Annotated in this window: 25 protein-coding genes and 1 tRNA gene; 19 read left to right on the top strand and 7 right to left on the bottom strand. The window is 55.9% G+C overall.

All coding sequences use genetic code 11. The features are described 5' to 3' along the window. Position 1: 1 nt before the first annotated feature. Genes DQ397_RS21030 through DQ397_RS20995 form a run of 8 tightly spaced genes read left to right on the top strand, consistent with a single transcriptional unit; the run spans position 2 to position 7,963 of the window. Positions 2 to 655: a PFL_4703 family integrating conjugative element protein gene (locus DQ397_RS21030; protein WP_043209475.1), complete on the top strand. Its 654-nt coding sequence runs from the start codon at positions 2 to 4 to the stop codon at positions 653 to 655. Next, on the top strand, positions 652 to 1,554 hold the full coding sequence (locus DQ397_RS21025; protein WP_052352434.1) for a TIGR03749 family integrating conjugative element protein: 903 nt from the start codon (positions 652 to 654) through the stop codon (positions 1,552 to 1,554). The genes DQ397_RS21030 and DQ397_RS21025 overlap by 4 nt, the downstream gene beginning before the upstream one ends. Next, a complete protein-coding gene (locus DQ397_RS21020; RefSeq protein WP_148921612.1) occupies positions 1,538 to 3,031 on the top strand; it encodes a TIGR03752 family integrating conjugative element protein in 1,494 nt (497 codons plus the stop codon). The genes DQ397_RS21025 and DQ397_RS21020 overlap by 17 nt, the downstream gene beginning before the upstream one ends. Next, the gene (locus DQ397_RS21015; RefSeq protein WP_043209476.1) at positions 3,009 to 3,446 is read left to right on the top strand and encodes a TIGR03751 family conjugal transfer lipoprotein; all 438 of its coding nucleotides are present in this window, start codon (positions 3,009 to 3,011) and stop codon (positions 3,444 to 3,446) included. The genes DQ397_RS21020 and DQ397_RS21015 overlap by 23 nt, the downstream gene beginning before the upstream one ends. Next, positions 3,446 to 6,436, top strand: coding sequence for a conjugative transfer ATPase (locus DQ397_RS21010; protein ID WP_052352435.1), 2,991 nt, complete (start codon positions 3,446 to 3,448; stop codon positions 6,434 to 6,436). The genes DQ397_RS21015 and DQ397_RS21010 overlap by 1 nt, the downstream gene beginning before the upstream one ends. Then, a complete protein-coding gene (locus DQ397_RS21005) occupies positions 6,433 to 6,726 on the top strand; it encodes a hypothetical protein (protein ID WP_043209479.1) in 294 nt (97 codons plus the stop codon). The genes DQ397_RS21010 and DQ397_RS21005 overlap by 4 nt, the downstream gene beginning before the upstream one ends. Next, positions 6,723 to 7,391 carry a thioredoxin domain-containing protein gene (locus DQ397_RS21000; protein ID WP_043209481.1) on the top strand — a complete coding sequence of 223 codons (669 nt, stop codon included), beginning with the start codon at positions 6,723 to 6,725 and terminating at the stop codon, positions 7,389 to 7,391. Before DQ397_RS21005 ends, DQ397_RS21000 begins: the two co-directional genes overlap by 4 nt. Next, a complete protein-coding gene (locus tag DQ397_RS20995; RefSeq protein WP_043209482.1) occupies positions 7,388 to 7,963 on the top strand; it encodes a hypothetical protein in 576 nt (191 codons plus the stop codon). Before DQ397_RS21000 ends, DQ397_RS20995 begins: the two co-directional genes overlap by 4 nt. Positions 7,964 to 8,001: 38 nt before the next feature. Here the strand turns inward: DQ397_RS20995 and DQ397_RS20990 are convergent, their stop codons facing one another. Next, positions 8,002 to 8,358: a histone-like nucleoid-structuring protein, MvaT/MvaU family gene (locus tag DQ397_RS20990; protein WP_043209484.1), complete on the bottom strand. Its 357-nt coding sequence runs from the start codon at positions 8,356 to 8,358 to the stop codon at positions 8,002 to 8,004. 345 nt (positions 8,359 to 8,703) lie between these two features. On the opposite strand from DQ397_RS20990, the gene DQ397_RS20985 reads away from it, so the two are divergent. The 6 genes from DQ397_RS20985 to DQ397_RS20960 all read left to right on the top strand — a co-directional run bounded on the left by DQ397_RS20985 (position 8,704) and on the right by DQ397_RS20960 (position 13,909). Further along, positions 8,704 to 9,153 (top strand): hypothetical protein, encoded by a 450-nt coding sequence (locus DQ397_RS20985; protein ID WP_148921611.1) that lies wholly within the window; start codon positions 8,704 to 8,706, stop codon positions 9,151 to 9,153. Between the two features lie 142 nt (positions 9,154 to 9,295). After that, complete coding sequence (locus tag DQ397_RS20980; RefSeq protein ID WP_043209487.1) at positions 9,296 to 9,718, top strand: TIGR03757 family integrating conjugative element protein; 423 nt, start codon at positions 9,296 to 9,298, stop codon at positions 9,716 to 9,718. Continuing rightward, positions 9,715 to 10,647, top strand: a complete 933-nt coding sequence (locus tag DQ397_RS20975; protein WP_043209488.1) for a TIGR03756 family integrating conjugative element protein — start codon at positions 9,715 to 9,717, stop codon at positions 10,645 to 10,647. Before DQ397_RS20980 ends, DQ397_RS20975 begins: the two co-directional genes overlap by 4 nt. Positions 10,648 to 10,670: 23 nt before the next feature. After that, entirely contained in the window at positions 10,671 to 12,032 is a 1,362-nt protein-coding gene (locus tag DQ397_RS20970; protein WP_043209490.1) for an integrating conjugative element protein, read from the top strand. Positions 12,033 to 12,035: 3 nt separating this feature from the next. Then, positions 12,036 to 12,389 carry a hypothetical protein gene (locus DQ397_RS20965; RefSeq protein ID WP_043209492.1) on the top strand — a complete coding sequence of 118 codons (354 nt, stop codon included), beginning with the start codon at positions 12,036 to 12,038 and terminating at the stop codon, positions 12,387 to 12,389. After that, entirely contained in the window at positions 12,386 to 13,909 is a 1,524-nt protein-coding gene (locus DQ397_RS20960) for a conjugal transfer protein TraG N-terminal domain-containing protein (RefSeq protein ID WP_043209493.1), read from the top strand. Before DQ397_RS20965 ends, DQ397_RS20960 begins: the two co-directional genes overlap by 4 nt. Before the next feature lie 36 nt (positions 13,910 to 13,945). Here the strand turns inward: DQ397_RS20960 and DQ397_RS20955 are convergent, their stop codons facing one another. Then, positions 13,946 to 14,302, bottom strand: a complete 357-nt coding sequence (locus tag DQ397_RS20955) for a hypothetical protein (RefSeq protein WP_148921610.1) — start codon at positions 14,300 to 14,302, stop codon at positions 13,946 to 13,948. Between the two features lie 115 nt (positions 14,303 to 14,417). Between DQ397_RS20955 and DQ397_RS20950 the strand changes: the two genes are divergently transcribed. Both DQ397_RS20950 and DQ397_RS20945 read left to right on the top strand, forming a co-directional pair. Next, positions 14,418 to 14,696, top strand: a complete 279-nt coding sequence (locus DQ397_RS20950) for a type II toxin-antitoxin system ParD family antitoxin (RefSeq protein ID WP_043209558.1) — start codon at positions 14,418 to 14,420, stop codon at positions 14,694 to 14,696. Positions 14,697 to 14,701: 5 nt separating this feature from the next. Next, a complete protein-coding gene (locus DQ397_RS20945; RefSeq protein WP_043209494.1) occupies positions 14,702 to 15,058 on the top strand; it encodes a type II toxin-antitoxin system RelE/ParE family toxin in 357 nt (118 codons plus the stop codon). Positions 15,059 to 15,307: 249 nt separating this feature from the next. On the opposite strand, the gene DQ397_RS20940 is transcribed toward DQ397_RS20945, so the two are convergent. Beyond that, positions 15,308 to 15,706, bottom strand: coding sequence for a DUF5329 domain-containing protein (locus DQ397_RS20940; protein ID WP_043209496.1), 399 nt, complete (start codon positions 15,704 to 15,706; stop codon positions 15,308 to 15,310). A gap of 17 nt (positions 15,707 to 15,723) precedes the next feature. Beyond that, on the bottom strand, positions 15,724 to 17,292 hold the full coding sequence (locus DQ397_RS20935) for a phospholipase D family protein (RefSeq protein ID WP_043209497.1): 1,569 nt from the start codon (positions 17,290 to 17,292) through the stop codon (positions 15,724 to 15,726). 481 nt (positions 17,293 to 17,773) lie between these two features. Here DQ397_RS20935 and DQ397_RS20930 point away from each other — a divergent pair, with 481 nt between their 5' ends. From DQ397_RS20930 to xerC, 3 genes are all read left to right on the top strand, one after another. Next, positions 17,774 to 18,322 (top strand): hypothetical protein, encoded by a 549-nt coding sequence (locus tag DQ397_RS20930; RefSeq protein ID WP_052352436.1) that lies wholly within the window; start codon positions 17,774 to 17,776, stop codon positions 18,320 to 18,322. 329 nt (positions 18,323 to 18,651) lie between these two features. Further along, entirely contained in the window at positions 18,652 to 20,547 is a 1,896-nt protein-coding gene (gene mobH, locus DQ397_RS20925) for a MobH family relaxase (protein ID WP_043209499.1), read from the top strand. After that, positions 20,537 to 21,880, top strand: coding sequence for a tyrosine recombinase XerC (gene xerC, locus DQ397_RS20920; protein ID WP_043209500.1), 1,344 nt, complete (start codon positions 20,537 to 20,539; stop codon positions 21,878 to 21,880). The genes mobH and xerC overlap by 11 nt, the downstream gene beginning before the upstream one ends. A 318-nt stretch (positions 21,881 to 22,198) precedes the next feature. On the opposite strand, the gene DQ397_RS20915 is transcribed toward xerC, so the two are convergent. From DQ397_RS20915 to queE, 3 genes are all read right to left on the bottom strand, one after another. Then, positions 22,199 to 22,274: transfer RNA gene (locus tag DQ397_RS20915), tRNA-Lys, on the bottom strand. Positions 22,275 to 22,335: 61 nt separating this feature from the next. Further along, positions 22,336 to 23,010 (bottom strand): 7-cyano-7-deazaguanine synthase QueC, encoded by a 675-nt coding sequence (gene queC / locus DQ397_RS20910; RefSeq protein WP_043209502.1) that lies wholly within the window; start codon positions 23,008 to 23,010, stop codon positions 22,336 to 22,338. Between the two features lie 16 nt (positions 23,011 to 23,026). Further along, positions 23,027 to 23,674, bottom strand: a complete 648-nt coding sequence (queE, locus tag DQ397_RS20905; protein ID WP_043209562.1) for a 7-carboxy-7-deazaguanine synthase QueE — start codon at positions 23,672 to 23,674, stop codon at positions 23,027 to 23,029.

The following is a 23,674-nucleotide window of genomic DNA, read 5'->3' as shown; positions in this document are numbered from 1 at the left end:
CATGACGTTCAGAAAAAAGGTGGATGCGCAGTACGCGCACATCCTGAGCTTACGCACAGCGCTCGGGCTCATAACCGCCGTCTGCTTGGTATTGGCCTACGGTTGGTGGTCGGCCCCACGGTCACTCACCGTCCATGTACCGCCAGATCTTCGCTCTGGCAGTACCCGTCTGTGGTGGGACGTACCGCCCGAGAATGTCTACGCATTCGGCTTCTACATTTTCCAGCAGCTGCAGCGCTGGGAAAAAGACGGTGATGTCGACTACCAAGACAACATCGATCGGCTGACCAACTACCTCACCCCAAGCTGCAAGGAGTATTTGCAGAAGGACTACGAGCTTCGCCGCAATGCCGGCGAGCTGCGCAAGCGTGAGCGTAGTGTGTCCGAGATCCCAGGCCGGGGTATTTCGGATCCGAACCTGCAACGGGTCGTCGTCAATAGCATCAATGATTGGACGGTAAAACTGGATCTTGTAGCAGACGAGTACGTCAGCGGTGAACGGGTGAAGCGCGCCCTGTCTCGCTATCCACTGAGCGTCGTGCGGGCAGATGCTGACCCTGAAAAAAACCCCTATGGGCTAATGCTGAATTGCTACGCAAGTGATCCCCAGCGCATCGAGGTGGACCTTACAGCCGTAGCAGGAGCCAAGCCATGACTATTCGCAACTGGGTCTTGGCTATCGGCCTGACCGCCATGGCTGATGCGCATGCCATCGAAATCATGCAGTGGGATCGAATTCCGCTGGCCATCCCCTTGCAGGTCGGCAAGGAACGCATTGTTTTTGTCGACCAGAATGTCCGTGTAGGCATGCCACAGGATCTAGTGGGCTCGCTGCGAGTCCAGAGCACTGGTGGAACGGTCTACCTCATGGCCACTCGTGAAATCCCTCCGACCCGCCTGCAACTGCAGAATGTGGCGACCGGTGAAATCATGCTGGTCGACATCGCCGCAACCCCTAAGAAAGAAGGTCAGTCGGCGCTGGAGCCAGTCAAGATTATTCCGGGCGTGACACCTGCCACACGCTATGGCCAATCAGCAACGCGAGTCGTGGAATCCACCGCATCAACCCCAAGCCATGATGCTGATGATGAGGACATCCCTGCCCCACCGCGTCACGAAACACCCGCACCCGTAGCCCTTACACGCTACGCCGCCCAGATGTTGTATGCCCCCCTGCGCACCGTCGAACCGGTAGCCGGTATCTCCCAGGTGCGCATCGATCGGCAGATGGACCTCAGCACCCTCTTGCCAGGCTTGCCCTTGGAAGCATCAGCCCTGGGCGCATGGAAGCTCGATGACACCTACGTCACGGCGGTCAAGCTGCGCAATCTGAGCGTACAGCAGTTGGTGATGAACCCAACTGACCTGATGGGCAACTTCGTCACTGCGACCTATCAACACCCCTATCTGGGTGCACGCGGGAATGCGAGCGACACGACCACGCTTTACTTGGTGACCAAGGGCCGGGGCCTAAAGCAGGCACTGCTGCCCTCCTCGATCAGTCAGGTCGACCCAAAACTGAAAGGAGGCCGTGGTCATGACGCTGACCAGTAACCCACTGCTGAAATTTCTAGTCCCCGCCGCGGTGGTAGTCGCACTTTTTCTGGTCTTCAGTGGCCGTTCAAAACTGGAAGAAGCATCCGAGGGCGAACCGCTGACGATCGATGCAGGAGACGCTAGAAGACTGGGCGTCGACGGTGACACCCCTGCGGACACCCTGAGGACACTGGTCGCTGAAGGCCGCGGGCTGAAAGAGCAGATCAGTCAGGCGTTGTCCGACAACCAACAGTTGAAGAGCCAGAATGAGGAACTTCAACGCCGGTTGAAGCACATCGATGACAACGTCGACAGCAAGCTCGCCAATGCCAAGGATCAACTGAAGGAAGAGGTTCAGAACCAGGGCAAAGGCATGCTGGATCAGCTCCAGAATCAGTTGAACAACTTGAGTCAGAACTCACCCAACGGAGCTGGCCAGGATCTGCCCATCGGCATCGGTATCCAACCGGGCGATGGAGCAGGCTTCGAACATGCCCCAAAGGCAGACATGAACGGGACCGTCTGGATTCAACCCGATGACGCGACTCAAGTGGACGCCAACGGCAAGCCCCTGCCACCAGGGTCTAGTCAGGTTGCAAGTGGCTTCAACTTCCCCACCAGCTTCGGCAACACCATGGACAAAGGTCAGACGGTTCTCGCCGCCACCGCGCAGAACGTCGGGGCAGAAATTTCCCCCCAGGATGCGCGCAAGCATGTCCGGAAAGCCTACACCCTGCCGCAAAACTCGACATTGATGGGCTCGGTGGCGATGTCGGCGCTCATCGGTCGGGTCCCGATCGACGGGACGGTTAACGACCCCTTCCCCTTCAAGGTACTCATCGGTCCAGACAACCTGACCGCCAACGGCATCGAGCTGCCTGACGTCGTCGGCGCGGTGGCCAGCGGTACCGCGTCGGGGGACTGGACGTTGTCGTGCGTGCGTGGCCAGGTCCGCAGCCTGACGTTCGTGTTCGCCGACGGCACCGTGCGCTCGTTCCCGGCTCCGGCCGAAGAGGCAAACGGCAGCCAGAACAACAACCAGAACAGCAGCAATGGCCAGCAATCCATCCAGGGCGGGCTGGGGTGGATCAGCGACGCCTATGGCATCCCGTGCATTTCCGGCGAGCGCCGATCCAATGCCAAGGAATACCTAACCAACCAGTCGCTGGTTACTGCTGCAGGCGCCGGCATCGCAAAACTTCTGAAAGCGGACGAGCAGACCAGTGCGACGACGTTCAACAGCGGCGGGACATCGTTCGGGACAACGGGCTCGACGGGAAATTCCGCCATGGGTTCCATCCTCACCGGTGGTGTGAGCGATATCCGCGCCTGGATGAACAAGCTTTACGGCGAAGCCTTTGCTGCCGTGTACGTCCAGCCCGGGGCGAAGGTAGCGGTCCATCTGGATCAGCAGCTCGCCATCGACTACGAGATCAAGGGCCGCAAGGTCGACTACAACGCCGGAGCGAATCATGTATCCGCAAACCTCGATTAAGCCGCGCCTGCTGGTCGTGGTGCTCGCCATATTGCTGGGTGGGTGTTCAACAAATAAAGACGAGCTGCTCCCCCACGGAGACGCCAGCATGATGGACGTATGGCAGCACGGCACGATGGGCGGTGCAGGGAGCTCCAATAGCCGAACCCTCCTCGATGCGCGCCAAGAGCTTCGCCGGCCGCTCGATGAGCCTCAGATGGTTCGCCAACGAGCGAGTGCCGCCGCCTTTACCCGCACGCCTCAGAACGAGATCTACAGCCAGTTCAAGCGGCTGCCCAACCCCGACCTGGTCATGTACGTGTTCCCGCACCTGGCAGGGACAGATCCGGTACCGGTCCCTGGTTACACCACCGTGTTCCCTATGTACCAACGCGTGCAGTACGCGATGCCCGGTGAACGGACGGAGGACTATTAATGAAGTTCCTGCAACGGTTCTTCCCGGCCACCAGCAAGCCGCAGGTGGAACCCACCGTCGAGGACAACCTGGACGCCCCCGTTCAACTGCAGTCGCAGATCGATGACACCTCAGACGTAACTGCAGAGAAGCTCGAGGAGGCGGTCGAACGATACCTGGATCGCCTACAGGCGCTCGGGATTCCTTCTCCCACAGACTGGCAAAACCCAAAGAGACGGCCAGCCACGAAGCAGGATGTGTCGCGCCTCTATGAAGTGAATCCGTCGTTCGTCGACTTGCTGCCTTGGGTCGACTACCTGCCCCAGGAGCAATCCATGCTACTTGAGGATGGTGTTTCCCAGGCTGCATTTTTCGAACTGGTTCCGATCGGTACCGAAGGACGTTCAGACGACTGGCTTGAGCAAGCGCGAGATGCACTGCAAGGTGTCCTGCAGGACAGTTTCGATGAACTGGAAAGCTCTCCCTGGGTTGTTCAGCTCTATGCCCAGGATGAGACCAACTGGGACGACTATCTGCAGCGGTTGCATGCCTATGTTCAGCCCCGAGCAGAAGATACCGGGTTTAGCGAACTGTACTTGGCGATGTTTCGGCACCACTTGGAGTCGATTTCCAAGCCGGGTGGTTTATTCATCGACACTGCGGTGAGCAACCTGCCTTGGCGTGGCCAAAGTCGGAAGGTCCGACTGGTCGTGTATCGCCGAGTACAGAAACAAGATTTCATGGTCCGCGGTCAGGACCCTGGCGCCTACCTGAAAACCATCTGCGATCGACTCAAAGGCGCGCTGGCGAATGCCGGTGTCACAGCACGGCGCATGGATGAGAACGACATCAAAAAGTGGCTGGTGCGTTGGTTCAACCCCCACCCTGACCACCTTGGCCAGACTGATCGTGACATTCGCCGTTTCTACGAACTTGTCTGCGAGCCGGTACCCGAATTGGCACCTGGTGAACTGCCGTTGGCGAGTGGTACTGACTTTTCTGAGACCCTTTGTTTTCGCGAGCCTCGCTCGGATCTGAAAAAAGGTCTGTGGGTGTTTGATGGCATGCCCCACCGTGTGGTGATGCTCGATCGGATGAAAAAAGCACCTACGACGGGTCACCTGACCGGTGAAACGAAGCAAGCGGACGCCTTGAATTCCCTGTTCGACCGACTGCCTGAGGATACGGTGCTGTGCATCACCATGGTGCCGACACCACAGGATCTACTCGAAGGACATCTGGAGAAGCTGGCTCACAAATCAGTGGGAGATACCCAGGCCTCCCTCCATACCCGACAAGATGTTGACGAGGCTCGATCGATCCTGGGTCGCAAACACAAACTGTACCGTGGCAGTGTCGCGTTCTTCCTCCGCGGCCAAAATCAGACAGTGCTCGAGGAGCGCACTGTCAGTCTGTGCAACGTGCTTCTCGCCGCGGGCATGCAACCCGTCCAGCCCCAAGATGAAGTCGCCCCGTTGAACAGCTATCTCCGCTGGCTGCCCTGCAATTTCGACCCAAGCGAACGCCGGGCGATGGACTGGTACACCCAGCTGATGTTCGCCCAACATATCGCCAACCTGGCCCCCGTGTGGGGGCGTTCCACGGGTACTGGACACCCAGGTTTCACTTTTTTCAATCGGGGTGGTGCACCACTGACCTGTGACCCGTTGAACAAGCACGACCGCCAAATGAACGCACACCTGTTTTTGTTTGGTCCTACAGGTGCAGGTAAATCCGCAACGGCCACCTACATGATCATACAGGCACTGGCTCTTTACCGTCCCAGGATGATCATCGTAGAAGCAGGTAACAGCTTCGGCCTTTTGGGCGAGTTCGCCAAACGTCTTGGTTTGAGCGTCAACCGAGTGCGCCTCGCCCCGGGCTCGGGAGTCAGCCTGGCCCCGTTCGTGGATGCGGTGCAGCTGGTCAAAAATAAAGAGAAGGTGAAAGTTCTCGATCCCAACGACGTCGAAGCGTCCGACGAGCACTTAGCAGGTGCTCTTGAGGGCATGGAGGACGAGCAGCGCGACATCCTGGGGGAGCTGGAGATCACTGCACGCTTGATGATCACCGGCGGCGAACCTGGCGAAGATGCTCGCTTGAGCCGTGCGGACCGAAGTGCCATCCGCCAGTGCATTCTGAACGCTGCCGAACTGTGTGTCCGCGAGGATCGCCCAGTCCTGACCGAGGACATCGTCGAAGCCTTGAAAATGATGGCTGCTGACTCCGAGGTGCCCGAGATCCGACGTAACCGCTTCATGGAAATGGCGGAAGCCATGGGGATGTTCACCATGGGTACCGAGGCGGAGATGTTCAACCGCCCTGGCACCCCGTGGCCCGAGGCGGATGTGACGATTGTGGACCTGGCCACCTACGCCCGTGAGGGCTACCAGGCACAGATGGCCATCGCCTACATCTCCCTGCTCAACACCGTGAACAACATTGCTGAGCGTGACCAATTCAAAGGCCGGCCACTGATCTTCTTCACCGACGAGGGCCACATCCAGTTGAAGGTACCGCTGCTCTCCCCCTATGCGGTGAAGATCACAAAGATGTGGCGGAAGCTCGGCGCCTGGTTCTGGATGGCCACCCAGAACGTCGATGACGTCCCCAAGGAGGCTTCAGCCCTCCTGAACATGATCGAGTGGTGGATTTGCCTGAACATGCCGCCAGATGAGGTCGAGAAAATTGCCCGGTTCCGCGAGCTGACGCCGGCACAGAAGACCATGATGCTGTCGGCCAGGAAGGAGAACGGGAAGTTCACCGAAGGTGTTGTCCTGGCCAAGCGGATCGAGCTGCTGTTCCGTGTCGTCCCTCCCAGCCTGTGTCTCGCCCTCGCCATGACCGAGCCGGAGGAAAAGCGGCAGCGCTACGACATCATGCAGGCCCGTGGCTGCGACGAGTTGACAGCTGCGCTGGAGGTGGCCGCTGACCTGGACCGGAAGCGCGGGCTCATCCCCTACCCCATTACTTTCCCTGTATCAACTAAGGCCGTGGAGAGCATGGCATGAGAGTCATGAATCACCTGACCCAGAGCTTGATTGAAAGCCTGACCCAACTGCTTAAAAAACCCGGCCAGGACACTCTAAAGTCCCTGGAGATCTGCGCTCCTGTCCTCATCGATGAACTGCAACAGATCAAGGACAATGCCCTCGATCGACGAGACCTTATGCCCCTGATCCAAACCGCCCTGAATGAGTGGCTGCAACAGCATCCCCAACCGGAAGGGGCTGTGGAGGATCTGATCGACGCACTTCGCCGGCAGGCGCTTGCCCCAGCTCCAAAAGGGGCAGGTGAATGAGCAAGCCGTCATGGGCAGAGGTAATCAGGATAATCGGCGGCACGACCATCCTGGCCGTCGCCCTAGTGGCGGTTCCGCCTGTTGTTCGAGCACTTAAAAGCGAAGCACCTGACACAGAAGCCTGGTTCTTTGGACCTGCATCAGCCAGGTGGTTGATCACTGAATACGCAGATCTGGAATGCCCCTATTGCCGGGCATATACCCCAGAGCTCAAACGGTGGGTAAGCCAGCAGCCTGACGTAAAGCTCAAGTGGCACCACTTCCCGCTCCAGGATCACGGCTTTGCCGCCGAACGGGAGGCGCGCCTCGTGGAGTGTGCTGGTCAGCTCGGAGGCGCCGAAGCCTTCTGGACCGCAATCGACCAGGTTCTGCTGCACAGCCGAGGCAATGGCCAGGGCCTAGCTGCCGAGATCGAGGTCGGCACTATCCCTTCTGACACCCTGAGAAACTGTGCCGACACGGACCGAGATGTAGCCTCTCAGGTGTTCCAGCAGCGGTCGGATGCACAGCACCGGGGCATTGTCGCCACCCCCACCCTGGAGATCACTGACACCCTCACAGGGCACTCTATGCGCCTGGAGGGAGCAGTGGATGAGGTGACGCTACTGTCCGCAATGGATGGCCTGGCCGCCCAGGGCGGATCTCAGGGGGAGCCAGTGCAGTGAACGAAGCGTTTGAATGCGCGTTATCAGCACGACTGCATTGGATGGAAAAACGCTACTTGGAAACCCTAGGGTTCCTCACCCAAGCCCAAGCCGCCCAAGAGCAATCGCTAGCCCTAGTTTGTCAATTGGCTGGGAACGAGGCCCACACGGTTGAGTCCTCACAACACTATGGCGCAACCATTCCACTGATTCTTTCTGACGTGCCTGAACTCGCACAGGAATACCGAGAAACCTACGATTATTGGATGGCCGAGTTTGAAGAGTGGGAGGCTGAAGAAGCAGCTCGGCGAAAACAGAAAGAGCGCGAGCTACGAGCGCAGGATTGTATTGCGCGTGAAGCGTGGGAGGAGCTGGGTCTTCCGACACCAGAAGAATTGGCCGCTCATCTTTTGTCTGGAGAGTCCATCAGAATCGAAGGTCACTTTCTGCAATATGACCGATCTGACGGGTACACCTGGATGGACAATCCCTATGGCGTACCTGGTGCACTCGGTGGTCGACCTACCCCCGAACTAGCTCGTGAGTTTCTCGTTACCGTTGCGACTGGGGGAATGTATGGGCCTGAACCGTAGGAGACAAAAAAGCCCGTCCTTCTGACGGGCTTTTAATATCACTGGAGCCAAGACGCAACGGCATCGACACCGTATTGGTCTCTCCACTCTTTGAGGCCTTTGTGATTACCGCCTTTGGTTTCAATGACCTCTCCAGTGTGAGGGTTTTTGAAGATCTTGACCGCACGAGGTTTACGGCTAACCCCTGGCATTGCAACAGGACGGATTGGAGCTGTAGGATCCAGAATACCGATCACTTGCCTCAGCCCAACCCCATATTCGGCCAAGAGTGCTCGGAGCTTCTCTTCAAACTCGATTTCACGTTTGAGGCCCTCGTCGCCTTTCAACGCTTCCAACTCGGCCAACTGGGCGGCCAGTTGCTGCTCCAGTTTGCGGTACTCAACAAGACGTGACATTGAAACCTCATTTCTTCGACGTGGACTATTGTACCTATATACATTAAAAACGTTGAGCCAGTATAGTGTCCTTTCCCTATAGGACCCTATACACGATCGAAAACTTAGGACAAATAATTCATGAACTGTCTAAAACACTTCAAAAACCTTCACCTGGCTCTTGAATTACTAGACAAAAAACGCTTATTCATTTACGACTCCGTTGATGATTAAAAAAAACCTTTAGCAGCATTCGACGTAGCCCTAGCTACAGATATAGACATCGCGAACCTGAATCGCGAATATCGGCTTTCAATTGAACAATTAAACGCATTAGCAGAAACCTGCTATAACAGCAGGCAAAAAATGAATGAAATCAACCCGCCCTTAGACTCGCCCATACTGGAACTTCTTAACTCCTGCATCGCGAAGGTAGAGCGCATTTATGACAAATGTTACGGATTGGGAAGCGCTCAGATAGAAAAAATGCAGTACGAGGAAAAAGTCTACGACTTCCTTATCGCCATTGGTGTCTATAAAAGTGACAAGCGACACTTCGGCGGGATGGGATACATAGACTGGGCGGAAGAAAAAGAGAAAAAGAAAAAAGAAGATGAGGCCAAGAAACAAGAGCTAATCGATTTCGCAAAGAACAATCTGGAGGAGGTTGTCCACACGATCCACTCGTGGGCGAGAGGATACACTCAGTTTAATGCTCGTATCGGACAAGACGCGCTTCCTGTGATAGCAGTGCATAACCTCTTACAAGCCGCAAAAATCCCAAATAGCATTCTAGGTAATAGCCAAACAGTTTAGCGTAATCGATGAGGCCGCTCGGCCATCTCTTCGCGGCGGAATGCCTCTGAAAAAAATGTCGAGCCATGGGATAAGGATTTTCTACAGATAAATAGCTTGAAATCCGTTGAGCTGTACCCGACCAACAACCAGGTACAGCTCGATGTCCAGCCCTCCCCATCAGCCTCGGTGGCCCAACGTTGTCGCACTATGCTGCCTACTAGCCCTAAACAGCGCCCAGGCCGAGACCTGGGCAATCACAGACGCAGCGCATCCACTCAACGTACCACCAGGTGTACGCCTCATCCGGTTGGATGACCAGCAGCGCCTCGAGGAGCAGTTGTCTCGGTCACTGCCCTCCAACCCTCACCAAGCCACAATGGCCGCGCAGCAACTGTTGAATAGTCCTGAGGGCGCACGACTGCTTGCTGAGCTCGCCCGCGCTCAGCAAGGCGCTGCTGATGCCTGGAGCATTGGGATCACGAAGGTGCCGGCAGTGGTTGTCGATCGGCAGTACGTGGTGTATGGCCAGCCTGACGTGGCAGCCGCCATCAAGGAAATCGAAGCAGCCCGGGGGCGTCCATGAAAAAAATCCCTCGCGGCCTGCTGGCCATCGCGGTGGCCACCGCTTCATTCACCACCACGGCCGCAATCAACTCTGCTGCCATCAGCGCTTCAGCCTTGTCGCCAACGTGCCTGGAATACAAGGTAGTCGGGATCTGCTACTGGCTGCTATGTACACCGTTCGGCTGCTCGGTGAAGACGTCGACCAAGGTCCGCCATTACATCCCCGACGCAGTGGTCTCGGCCTACGCCAATACCGGCGACAACCCGTGGACCGAGATGAGCCCTCTCGGCACTCCAACCGTCGCCGCCCAAGGCGGTAATGACGGCACCACCAATCACAACGCCGAAAACAACATCACGAAGTTCAAGGAGGCCGATGTCATTGGCCATCCAGGGGCAATGATGTTCAACAAGTTCGCCAGCTCCTACGGCTACTCATGCCAAGGAGCGACCAGTCCGTTGATGCCCTACATGGTGAGCACCCTCGACTTCCTCGCCTGGCGTCACGGTGTTCCCGAGGTTGTATATCCGGAATCCCTGATACCAGGTAGGCGGGAAGTAGGGGGAACCCTGTCGGGGGACCTCTGGGGGAACGTGTATCCGCGCAGCGGAACCGTGCTGCAGGCCGACGATTTCAAGGCTGCGGCCGTGATCGCGCAGCGAGCGGGCGATATCACTACCCGCGTTGGCCAACCTCATATCTACAGGCCCATGCGAGCACTTCCCAAGCCCGGTTACTGGCCAGCAGGCGACCTTCTCGAAGGTGATGCCAGAACAGGCAAATGGCAGCAGCTCACGCCCGCCCTGAGCCAAACCTGCGCCGTATTCCCGAACAACGAGCCGAATGTCCAGGCTGTGGACGAGGCCTACGCGTGGGCCTTGTGGCGCCCCTACTCCTGCTGCAAACGCCGCGGCCAAACCTTCCTCGGCAGCACCGACTTCCAATGACGAACTTTAGACGGGAGACCTTCATGAAGACATTGACCCAGGCCTTTGGGCTTGCCCTCAGTTTGTGTTGCACGGCCGCATTTGCTGCGACAGGAGACCCCATCAAGGTGGAAAGCCAGGGATCCGTGATTGGCGATGACGTGCTTTACAGCATTGGCGGCGGTAGCGCCGTCACTATGGGCAGCGCGGGGCAAATGGAGAGCATCACTGTCGGCGCCGGCTGGCAGAACAACCTGATCTGCGGAAACATGAGTTTGAACAACACCCTTGAGAACCAGTTGAACGGTGCTACTCAGGGCTTTCAACAGATCATGGGAAACGTGATACAGAACGCTACAGGTGCAGTGATGTCGTTGCCGGCGCTGCAACTGCAGCGCGCCAATCCACAACTTTACAACCTGATTACCAACGGCATCCTGCAGGCTCGTTTGGACTACGACCGCTCCAAAGGCACCTGCCGCGCAATGGCTGAACGCATGGCAGATATTGCGGGTGGCCAGGGTTGGGGCAAAGTCGCAGAAGGACAGAAGATGGGCCAGGCCCTGGCCAGCGGTAACGCTGATGCGGTTGCAGTGGTGAATAGCGTCGAAGCGGGTTCTGGCAACGCCGGCGTCACCTGGGTCGGCGGTACACAGGCCGGTGGCGAGGGGCAGAAGCCCATCCAGGTGGTGGGTGACATCGTCAAGGCAGGCTACAACCTGCTCAATAATCGTCCGGCAACAGAGACCTCGAGCATTGAACAGTCTAGCTGTTCGAATGGCCTGGTCTGCGGCTATTGGCAGTCACCTGCAGAAGCGGCGCAATTTGCGAACCGTGTGCTGGGTGAACAAGAGATTCAGACCTGCCAAGGCTGTCGCGGTACCTCCACTCCCGGTGTAGGCCTTACTCCGCTGATCCAGGAAACCTACGAACAGAAGCTCACGGCCCTGCAGGATCTTCTCAAACCCGGTGCACAAATCACCTCCGAGAAACTTCGAGAAGCGGGCAGCGACCCATTGCCGATCACCCGCGGAGTAATCACTGCATTACGCGATGAACGCGACCAGGCTGTACTCGCCCAACGGCTCGCATCGGAAGTTGCGCTCTCGGAGATCTTGGGCAAATCGTTGATGCTCAACCGCATGCTCATTTCTGGATCCAAAGAGTCGAACGTGGCCTCGAACCAGCTTGCCACTACGGCTGTGGGAACTCAGTCCGAGGTCCTGCAGAAGGAAATCGAGAACCTCAAGATGGAACTGGATCTCCGCCGTGAGCTGTCCAGCAACAGCCCGATGGCGATCATCGAGCGCGGCAAGTCACGCGCCGAAAACTCCCGCTCGATCTATCAGGCCGCCCCTGAAACGAACCGCCTGCAGCAGCTGCAGAGCCCAGCTGGCAAGGAGTGATTCATGGAACAACACAGTGCGAAATTTACCCTCCTCAAGCAGGTAGGGATCGGTCTTCTCATCAGCTTGATCATGCTCCTGGCGAGCGTAGCGCTTGGAGTGATTGCCCTGAATCATCTCGGGGTATTCGAGAACTGGCTCAGGTGGCGTGGTGACAACTATCTGATGCTGTTGGCTTGGAGGGTCTTTCTCTATGCCGTAGTGATCGTGGGCTGGTTGAAAGTGCGCGATCGCCTTCCGCTGGACCAGTCCGATCTGACCTCGAGTCGCCGCCGGCGGGTAGAAGGCCTGGTCATCTTGCTCTTCGTGATCACTGAAATCGCCAAGGCCCCAATCGCCTGGTTGGAGGTCGTATGACGCTCTACACCAATGACTACCTAGAGTATTACCTGACCATCGTGGGCTGGCTGATTAACAACGGGATCTGGGACATGATCTCGGACACGGGTCTCTTCGCCCTGCCCTTCATCATTATCGTGGCACAAGAGTGGATCAAGGTCCGCGGTGAAGGCGCTGACGAGGGCAACAAGGGCGTGCTGTCGCTCGCCCGTATCGAGACGAAGCTCTACGTTGGCTACGTCGTCGTGATGATGTGCGCGATTCCACTGGTATCGGTCGGCTTCGATACCCTCGCGTTCGATCAGCAGCGCGCTAAACAGTGCCAGGTGATGACACCGGCCCCCTCAGAGACGGGCTGGAGTACCACCTTCAGCTCCCTGGCGGGCAAGAGCGCGAGGATTCCTGTCTGGTGGGCGTTCATGCACGCATTGTCTAAGGGGTTCAACAGCGGCGCGGTTGCAGCGATCCCGTGTGGTACCGATCTTCGGCAGATGCGGATGGATGTCGATGCTACTCGGATCAACAACCCCCTACTCGCCCAAGAGGTCGCTGACTTCAGTCATGACTGCTTCGGCCCTTCGAGGGCGCGTCTGTTCATGCGTCAGCCCGACATCGGATCCATCGCCAAAGATCCAAAGGCGCTCCAGGACCTCAACTGGATCGGCTCACGCTATCTGCTGAACACCTCCGGTTACTACGACACCGACTATTCGAGAACCCCGCGAGCAGCCTGGCCATACGACGTGAAACGTGATGACGGTTTGCCTCAGGTCACGGGTGGTGGTGGTTATCCCACCTGCCGGCAGTGGTGGTCGGACGGTACGATCGGCCTACGCGATCGCCTGCAGGCGCAGGTCGACCCAACCCTGATGAACAAGTTCCTGGGCTGGGCGAAATGGCTGTCACCGGAAGAAGTCACCGACTCGATGATTCGGCAGATCGTATCGCCCTCCAGCCAGGTCAATGGTGACATCTATACGGATTATGGCGGCCAGATCGACGGCACTATGTGGAATATGATGGCGCGCGCCGGCGGAACGGTTGGTGTCGCCGTCGGCTCTCTTGCCTACTTCCCCGCCATGGACATTGTCCGCCAGGCATTACCCATGGTCATGGCGTTCCTAAAGATAGCTTTCATCATCTGCATCCCGATTGTGTTGATCATTGGCGCCTATCAACTCAAAGTCGCTATGACTATGTCTGTGGTTTTCTTCGCGCTGATCTTCGTTGACTTCTGGCTCCAACTAGCCCGATGGATTGATAGCACTATCCTTGATGCCTTTTATGGCTCCGGCTCTCCGCATTTGTCTTTCGACCCGGTCATGGGATTAAACGCCACAACTCAAGATGCAATCCTAAACTTCGTAATGGGGGCAATGTTCCTGATTCTTCCTGCATTTTGGGTAGCTGCGCTTGGCTGGGCAGGCGTTCAAACCGGAAATCTTGTCTCGGGGCTTACAACGGGAACCAAAGATTTACAGCGATCGGGCGACAGCGTTGGAAAACTCTCAACGGACACGCTCAAATCTGTGAAATAAAAAAAGCCGGACATCGGTCCGGCCTTTTTTCATGACTCAGTCTTTGTAATACATATGATAATCGGGATGCTCATACTCACCATAAAAGGGCACTTCTGGCTCGGCATCTTCGGTGCCAACGACGCCTCCACCTTGCTGGCCTAGAGCCGATGTAAGAAGTGTCGAATCCCCTTTCGTTAATGCTAGAACTAAGAGTCCAAGACATCCCAGCGTGATTACAGAACTGATGAGCCAAGTAAAAGAGGTCACAAACAGGGCTAGCAGGACTGAAGCGACCATCGCACGCTTCACCCAACGAACCTTTGGTTTGCGGTCATGGAGACAGAAACGCACAGCAAGCCCCACGGTCCGACCAAGGCGGTGAGCGAATGTCGTCGAAGCAGCTGTAGTCATGATCCTTCTCCTTGCTCTGCGAGAGCACCTTGCCATCATATATACGATACCTTTGGCAATTTATCAAGGCATATGGCATAAAACGCCATACCTAATTTTCCGTTGGAGCAGCCCAATGGCCACCCACAATATCGTCGTCCCAAACCCGATGGAGCAGTCCATTGAAGCGCTCGTGAAATCGGGCCGGTATCAGAATTTCAGTGAGGTCGTGCGCGCAGGCCTACGAATGGTGCTCGAGCATGAGGCTGAAGAGTCAGCGCGCCTAGAAGCTCTGCGGAACGCCACCTCGGTTGGTCTGATGCAGCTCGAAGCGGCTGAGTTTGATGAGGTTGATGCAGACCAGCTTGGCGCCTATCTCGATGAGCTGGGCCAGGTGGCGAGTAAGAAAGAATGAGGAAGATGGCGTTCAGGATCTCACATCAAGCACGCACTGACATCGTGGACATTCTTCGCTTCACCGAGGTGAAGTTTGGCGAAGGCGCTCGTCGACGCTACCAAGGGCTGCTGCAGACCACATTCCTGTCGATTGCAGAAGAGCCTAGCCGAGTGGGCAGCTCAGCACGAGATGAGCTCGTACCTGGTCTCAGGAGCCTGCATCTGTTTTTCTGCCGGCTCGAAGTGGCAACTGACCGCGTGATCCGCCCCCGACACATTGTGTTCTACCGCCAGGTTGACGACCAGGTGATCGAAATTGTGCGGATTCTCCATGATGCCATGGAGGTGTCATTGCACCTGCAGCACCTACACCAGACCTAAAGGGGAATGGCCCAAAAGGAAATGGGCTGAAAGGGATAATGGAATGGGTCAGAATGGTAAAAGCCCTACCCCAAAAGGAGAAGGACAAAAAGGCCTTCCAGATAAAGCAAACCGCCGGTCGCGACTGACTGCTTCCGACCCATAATGGACATTCTCCAGCCAAAATTAATCATACTATTCATGGCATTGCTCGATATCTGTCAGCGATGGATTCGGCGGATCGGGCAGCGCCCATGGTCTACTAGAAGATTATTGAAATTTTCGTTGCCTCTGCAGTTCTCTGTGCAACCAGATACCTGCCGGCTCCACACCTTCTGCGCATCGCACCTTGTAGGCGCGTCCACTCATACTGCTTTTAGTGGCAGCGAGGTCAATGAATTCTTCCGCGCTTTTCACCATGTTTTTGCTTTCGAGATAATGCAGCTTCTGCTCTAGATGCGCTCGCGCACGGGGACCTGAATATTCAGATCCGTTGCGGACAAATTTGCAGTCACTGTGCTCTACGAAGTCCAGCAACCCTATTATTTCTCTAGCCGTTTGAGGTGTAGCTAGTAGCCGAGAGTCAACGATCATTGCGAGCAGGTATATGCCAGTCGCCATCGTCATCTGACTGATAAACCGCAAAGAGCCTTTCGTCCACGTCCGCATGACTTGTTCGTCCCTCGCTATAGCATCTTCTCTAGTCCAATCGTGCTGCTCAGCCACGCATTGAAGCGCCGCCACCAACTCCCCGGTTCCTTGGTCAACGTATGCTGGTTGCCATTGTCTTCGGTGATCCATACCAGCTGCGAATCTTCCAGCCGGACGTGATAGCTGAGGGCAGGCGCCATACCCTCCAAAGCCAGTTCACGCGCCCGCCCAGCGAGAACCGGATCGTCGACCAGCACCCCAACTTCGGTGTTCCACAGCAATGAACGCGAGTCGAAATTGAACGAGCCGATGAAGGCTTTCTGCTGGTCGAAAATCATCGCCTTGGTATGCAGACTGGAGTCGGAACTGTTGGAAGACCCCTTGTGAAAGAGACGCGGCTTGCTTTCGCTATGAGCACCGGATTGGCGGCGTAGCTCGAACAATTGCACACCATGCTGGAGCAAGGTCTTCCGATAAGGCGCGTAGGCACCATGCGTAGCGGGAACATCGGTTGCGTCCAGTGAATTGGTCAGCAAGCTGATCGACACCCCGGCATCGGCACGACGTGTCAAATACACTACCCCTGGTTGACCGGGTACCATGTAGGCCGAAACTAGAATGAGCTCTTTGGTGACGCCGTTAAGTTCGGGTGCCAACTGGGTGGTCAATAGTAAATACGGAGCGGGTTCGCCCTCCGCCAAGACCTTACTCGGCGCATCCCACAACGCTTTATTCCAAGCCCAGATCAATTCTTGTCGCCAGTGGTTCAGGCGAGGCTGAGTGGTATAGCGCATCAGTTGCTGGTAGAGCGCATGATTCTGAGTGCGGGTTTCCTCCAAGGAGGCATCCAGCCGTATGCGAAGCTCTTTCAGATCTCTACTTGTCGGCTTGAACGATACAAACTGCTCGATGGGCTTGCTCAGGACGCTGTTCCAGTACTCGTCAAAACTATGTCCCAACTGCTGTGCAACCGGGCCGACACTGAGCATGTCGATGTCGGTAAAATTTCTGTTAGGCTCGGCATCGAAATACTCGTCGCCCAAGTTGCGTCCTCCGACGATAGCGGCACTGTTGTCTACCACCCACAATTTGTTATGCATACGCCGGTGCTGCTGGGACAGGTTGAAGAGGCGGCCCAAAGTACGCGTCACGACAGTACTGCGACCCAAGTGCAGCGGATTGAAAACACGGATTTGTATACGCGGATGCATGGCGAGCGTCGCGATGGTTTCCTCCAAATCATCGCTGGTGGTGTCATCGAGCAAAACTCTCACGCGCACGCCTCGATCTGCAGCGACAAGCAGCTCGCTCAGCAGTATTCGAGTGCTGATACCGTCGTGGACGATGTAGTACTGAAGATCGATGCTGCTTTGAGCATTGCGAATCAGCTCGGCGCGGGCGGCGAAAGCCTCAGTACTATCGGAGAGCAAGCGAAAGCCCGACTGACCTTGATGGGGAGCAACCTGGGCCTGAATTGAACGACCGAACGCCGAAGTGTACGCAGGCAAGGCCTGCCTGGGTTCGTGTAACACATTAGGCGTGGTGCAGCCATTAATCAGAACCGTGAGTAATAGAACGGCAAGCACAGGCTGTTTGTTTCTCACGGAGCGTACCCCGGCTGATGGCGATGAGGGTGTCGGATTCCGAAGAATGAACATTCCCTTGCCACCGGCATTTGGCCGTAACAACCGTGTGTGATGTTTCTTCGATCTGAAGTATTGCTCTCAAAGCGTAGATCATCCTCTGATGATCGCGGTGATTGCCATGCGATCTAGGCTACGCCGATAGCGTTAGGTAGGAAGCCGAGACCAATGTCAAAGCTTCAGCAAATCTCTCTGCGAATTATTTCGCGGACTATTTTCATTTAGGCGGATTGGAAGCAAAACATTTCGGCCGTTGCCGAGAGGCAGCTATGGGTCGTTACCGGTCAGCCGGCAATGGCTGCTAACGACCCATAGCTGACATTCACAAACACAGTTTCACGGATTTTACTCGGCTCCGTCCCGATGGCACATTAGCATAGGTCGCAGCCTTACACCTGCAACGCAGCCCTGCGCCTCCATCTTCATAGAAAAGGGAAGATATATGAGCCATCTACGATTTGAAGAATGGTCCGATCAGATTACTAGGTCGGTTCAGACTCTGAATGAGGATGTACATGTCCTCAAAGTCAACAGCGCGACGGATAAGCAAGTTGACGCATTGATTCAATTGCAAGAAAAACAGATGAATCACCAGGCGAGCTATACGAACCTCATCATGGTTGCTGGTTATGCTGGATATTTCGCATTCTGGTCAACGCTGGTAACCAAACTGCCGCAATGGATTTTCGCGCTATGCGGTCTGTTGATGACTCTCTCACTGACTTTGTTCATTGCTTGGGAAATCATCAAGGCGTTTTGGACTGGCAGGTACTTGCATCAGGTGCAAGAAATTTTGGGTAAACCACGAGGTCGCCAAACACTATCGGAGCTGGAAACCTTAGGCAGCACATTCAGCGCGAAAGGGCGTAGATGGTGGATCTGGTTTTTCGCTACCTCCGTAATTACCGGAATTTCTGCTGCCTCGGTACTGGTCATTTATTTCGCAGTGGAGCTGGTGAAAACTCTGATCACCGCTTTCTGTGCAGCCTAACGAGTATCTGTAGCTCCCGACGCGCCAATGCAGCGCGCCGGCCTGCTCCAGCGACCACGGAGGGCCGAAAGGTCCGCTATTGGCCGATAGCTGCCCCTCGCGACCGTCCGCTATGGGTCGGCACCTGCCAGTCAAGGACATGCAATGCGTTAGTCGTTTCTTGTGCAATTTCTGGTCAATGGCAGTCCAGCGGATGGCGAATTGAGTTCAATTTCCCTGCAACTAACAAATGATGGCTATTTGCCTCAAAATCATGAGCTCGCCTGAAAATGCTTTAGGGTAGATAGCAAGAGGCCATTTCAAGGAAAAGCCCGCTCCATGCACACCCCATGGAGCACTCTATGCACCTCCTCTCCTGGTTGGGCCGCAAGTCGGCCAAACCAACGTCAGAAGCATCTCCGCAAGGCTTCCACTTGCCGACGAAGGCAGCAGCTCTACTTCAGAGCCCTCTCCGTCAGGAGTTGCTGGAGAACATCTGGCGCCGCGCTTCGTTGTCACGTCCCCAGTTCAATACCCTCTACCTCAAGCCGCTCGAGCGCTATGCCGAACTGGTGCAGTTGCTCCCAGCTTCTGAGAACCACCACCACGCCCACTTGGGCGGCCTGCTGGATCATGGCCTGGAGATCGTGGCTTACGCGCTGAAGATACGCCAGACCCACCTGCTCCCGATCGGAGCTCCGCCTGAGTCGCAATCGGCACAAGCTGAAGCTTGGACTGCGGCAGCAGCTTATGGAGCCCTCCTCCATGACCTCGGAAAGATAGCAGTCGACATCCGAGTGGAGCTCCAGGGTGGCCAGCTCTGGCATCCCTGGCACGGCCCGATCGCTAGACCATATCGCTTCAAGTATGTGAAAGGTCGGGAGTACCAATTGCATGGTGCTGCATCAGCGCTGATCTACATGCAGATCCTGGACGCCGGCATCCTCGACTGGCTCAGTGGCTTCCCTGAGTTGTGGAAGCAGTTGATCTACCTGCTGGCCGGCCGCTATGAGAATGCCGGGATCCTGGGCGAGATCGTGATCCAGGCCGACAAGGCATCGGTAGCCCAGCAACTGGGCGGCAACCCAGAACGCGCTCTTTCGGCACCCAAGCAGTCTCTGCAACGCCAGCTGGCCGATGGCCTTCGCCTGCTGGTCCTGGACAAGTTCAAACTGAACCAGCCTGATGGTCCTGCAGATGGATGGCTGACACAGGACGCTCTGTGGCTAGTCAGCAAACCTACAGCGGATCAACTTCGAGCATACCTGCTTAGCCAGGGCATCGAGACAATCCCCAGCTCGAACGCGCCATTCTTTAACATGCTCCAAGACCAAGCAGTTATCCAGACAAACAACCAGGACAAGGCAATCTGGAAAGCCACAGTTGATAACGGCCGAGGATGGAAGAACACGTTCACATTCTTAAAGATTGCGCCGGCACTCATTTGGCCAAACGCAGCTGATCGGCCCGACGCCTACGTCGGGAGTATCTCGATAGAGGCTGATCCAGAACCTGCATCCACCGCTCAAAGCCCTGAAACTGTCTGCACAATCCCCGATGAGCCTGTAGAGGCGCCTGAGAACCCCTCAACTCAACCACCGACACCAAGGAAACTGGTCCAGCCAGGTCCGAGTGATGGGATCCAGTCGTCGGAGCGCGACGAATTATTGTCACTTTTTGGTAATATCACTTCGCCATCAGAAGAGCTAAACACTAGCCCTGGCCCGGCAGCCGCTCCGACCCCACTTACGGAGGAGCTGGAGCAGGCTGAAGACTCTTCAGAGACCCTGGATGGGTCTGCTGCACAGAAAGACAAGCTTACTATGCCTATCACTACCACCTTGGGGAGTAGCTTCGTTGCCTGGCTACAGGACGGCATCACCTCCCGCAAAATTATTATCAACGACTCCAAGGCTCTGGTTCACACAGTTGACGACACAGCGATGCTGGTCACGCCCGGAATTTTCAAGCGCTATGTACTGGAACATCCTGAGCTCGAACGGCGGATACAGGACCAACCTAGCAAGGCCTGGCAGTTAGTCCAGCGTGCATTTGAAAAAGAGAAGCTCCACCAGAAGACACCCAAAAAACTCAACATTTGGACCTTCAACGTAGTGGGTCCACGCAAAACCAAGCAATTGAAGGGATACCTTCTCCTCGATCCAAAGACTCTGTTCAACGAGCTCCCTCTTAATAACCCAAGCCTGTCGCGGATTGCAGAAGGGAGGCCTCAAAATGAGGCCTGACGAACTGTTACAGAACTACATCCTCGATCATGATCTTCGTGTAGCAAGCACCAAGATTTACAGTTCTGCCATGAAGCGCTTGGTGAAGAGTTTTGGTAAGGATACCGACGTCACCCTTATTGATCGACGGCAAATCCTGGCTTGGCGAACCAGGCTACTAGACGAAGGCTTATCGAAACGAAGCTGGAACACCTACTCGAATCATCTCCGGACTATCTGGAGTTACGGCATCGAGTACGGAGTCCTGCCAAAATCCCTGGTGAACCCGTTCAAGAAAAGCACAGTGATCGCCCCTAAGCGGTCGAGTAAGATCATTGCAGGCGATGCGATTGACAACGCGCGGCGATGGCTCACAAGTCTTGTAGAACAGGAGGAGTCCACTGTCGAACGAGCTAGGATTACGCCAGCCTGGTTTTGGCTAGCAACGTTTGAGCTTTTCTATTACACAGGTATTCGATTGAATGCCCTTTTGTGTATCAGAGTCAAAGATGTTGACTGGCCCAAGAAGTTAATACACGTAAATGCTGATTCAGAGAAAACCCACAGAGAATTCTGCATCCCCATTATGAAGGGGTTAGAGCCTCATATACAGAGGGTACTGAATGCGGCTTCAGAATTAGGTTTCTCGGGTGAGGACCAACTTTTCAATGTGAATCGATTTTCGATTCACTACAGATCCACAGTGATGAATATTCATCAAGTCGAGGGGATGTTTAAAAAGCTCACCAATGCCTTTGGCGTTCGGATGACGCCTCACAGGTTTCGACATACTCTGGCCACCGACTTAATGCGGCAGCCAGAACGTAACATTCACCTGACCAAGGCATTGCTAAACCATTCGAATATCGCGACGACCATGAGTTATATTGAGGTCGACTACGAACATATGCGAGCTGTACTCGATGAGCGCAGCCTGCAACAGAGGGGAATCAGAGTCGAACGTAGGGAAGACCCTTCTCGCCCGACGCCCTCCACTCCCAAAGCTCTCCCAGCAGAAGCCGAGAAAAGCCAACAAGGCTCAACGGACCTTGGGCCAGGCACTGACGAAGACGCTGTAGCAGACGTTGTTAGTCGTACCTCTCTCGAAGCTCCAACAGCGTGTAAGCTACTCACTACACGGCCAAAACGAAAACGCCCGCATAAGTATTCGCTTGAGCAAATCTCAGCACCCACGACAGGCCTATCGCATGAACTAGGATGGGATGGTCCTGGCACATTATGGGCTGACCTTGGGATTCCCCCTTGCCGCCTCGCAGAGGACTCGTTAGAGCCGGCCGCGCTGATGGAGACTATGGCTATCCATAACGTCTCTAGCTCGGATAGGTGGACCTAACACCTACCCACTAGCAGCTTACGCTTGAAGAATGCTGATGTCGGTAGGATCCACTGCGGTCGAAGATCGACCATCTGCAGAAGCAACCTAGCTGTTTCGCTTGAGATTTCTCAGATAGCTCGTCATGCAGCAAAACAGGAGAACAGTCAGGATCTTCGTTGACTGACAAGAACGAAAAAGCCCGCAAACCTAGGTGGTCGCGGGCTATTCCATATTGACATCACATCGAAGCGAGCCTAAGGTTCGCTCCAGACGGCTGCAAGACTAGACATGGCTGTGGAGGCCTTCCTTCTCTAGAATCACGTACCGCTGTGAATATGGTGGGTCGTGTAGGATTCGAACCTACGACCAATTGGTTAAAAGCCAACTGCTCTACCAACTGAGCTAACGACCCGTTGGATGGCGCGTATAATACTGATTTCTAACGGGAAATCAACACCTCATCGGCAATTTTTTCAAAAATAGCGGGTAGGATCCGCCACACCGGCTGCCGCGAAGCCATCGGCCCGCAAACGGCAACTGTCGCACTTGCCGCAGGCACGCCCCTCGTCGTCCGCTTGGTAGCACGAGACGGTCAAGCTGTAATCCACGCCACGGGCAATACCAGCCTGGACGATCTGGGCCTTGCTCAGATTCTGCAAAGGCGCCTGGATACGGAAGCCCTGCCCTTCCACACCGGCCTTGGTGGCAAGGTTGGCCATGCGTTCGAAGGCCTCCACGAACTCTGGACGGCAGTCCGGATACCCCGAGTAATCCACGGCGTTGACACCAATGAAGATGTCACGGGCGCCCAGCACCTCGGCCCATCCCAGTGCCAGGGACAGGAATACGGTATTACGCGCAGGCACATACGTGACCGGGATACCTTCGCCAGGTGTCTCTGGCACATCGATACTGGTGTCGGTCAAGGCTGAGCCACCAATGCCGTTGAGGTTCAGACCGATTACCTTGTGCTCGACCACGCCCAGGTCTCGGGCAACACGCGCTGCAGCGTTGAGCTCGGCACGGTGACGCTGACCGTAGTCGAAACTCATGGTGTAGCAGCTATAGCCTTCAGCCTTGGCCATGGCGACCACGGTGGCCGAGTCCAGACCACCGGAAAGCAGAATTACCGCGCGTTTATCAGTCATATTGATACTCCTCGTGTCAGCGTCCCGGTTCGTCGTTCCACAGCAGTTTGTGCAACTGCAACTGGAAGCGTACGGGCAGGTTGTCGGCGACGATCCAGTCCGCCAGGTCGGTGGCACTCACCTGGTGGTGGCTGGGTGAAAACAGTACTTCACCCGCACGCTGCGCCAGGTTGTACTGAATCAGCTTGGAGACCGCCCAGTCATAGTCCTCGCGCGAGCAAATGACGAACTTGACCTGATCGTTACGGGTCAGGTGCTCGATATTCTCGTAGAGGTTGCGGTGCGACTCCTCCGAGCCCGGGGTCTTCAAATCGACCACGCGGCTGACCCGTCGATCGACCTGGGCGATGTCCAGGGCACCACTGGTTTCCAAAGAGACTTCGTAGCCGGCGTCGCAGAGGCGCTGGAGCAAGGGCAACGCATTGGGCTGGGCCAAGGGCTCGCCACCGGTCACGCAGACATAGCGCGGCCGGAATCCCGCCACTTGCTCGAGAATGTCGTCGAGGGTACGTACGGTGCCGCCGCTGAACGCGTAGGCACTGTCGCAATACTGACAGCGCAGGGGGCAGCCTGTAAGGCGCACGAATACGGTGGGCAGCCCAGCCGTCCGTGTTTCACCCTGCAAGGAGTAAAAGACTTCGGTGATGCGTAATGTGTCTTGCAT

This window comes from Pseudomonas sp. CK-NBRI-02, assembly GCF_008124495.1.
Taxonomy (GTDB): Bacteria; Pseudomonadota; Gammaproteobacteria; order Pseudomonadales; family Pseudomonadaceae; genus Aquipseudomonas; species Aquipseudomonas guariconensis.
The sequence above is the reverse complement of the archived record's forward strand: the minus strand, read 5'-3'. Positions and strand labels throughout refer to the sequence as shown.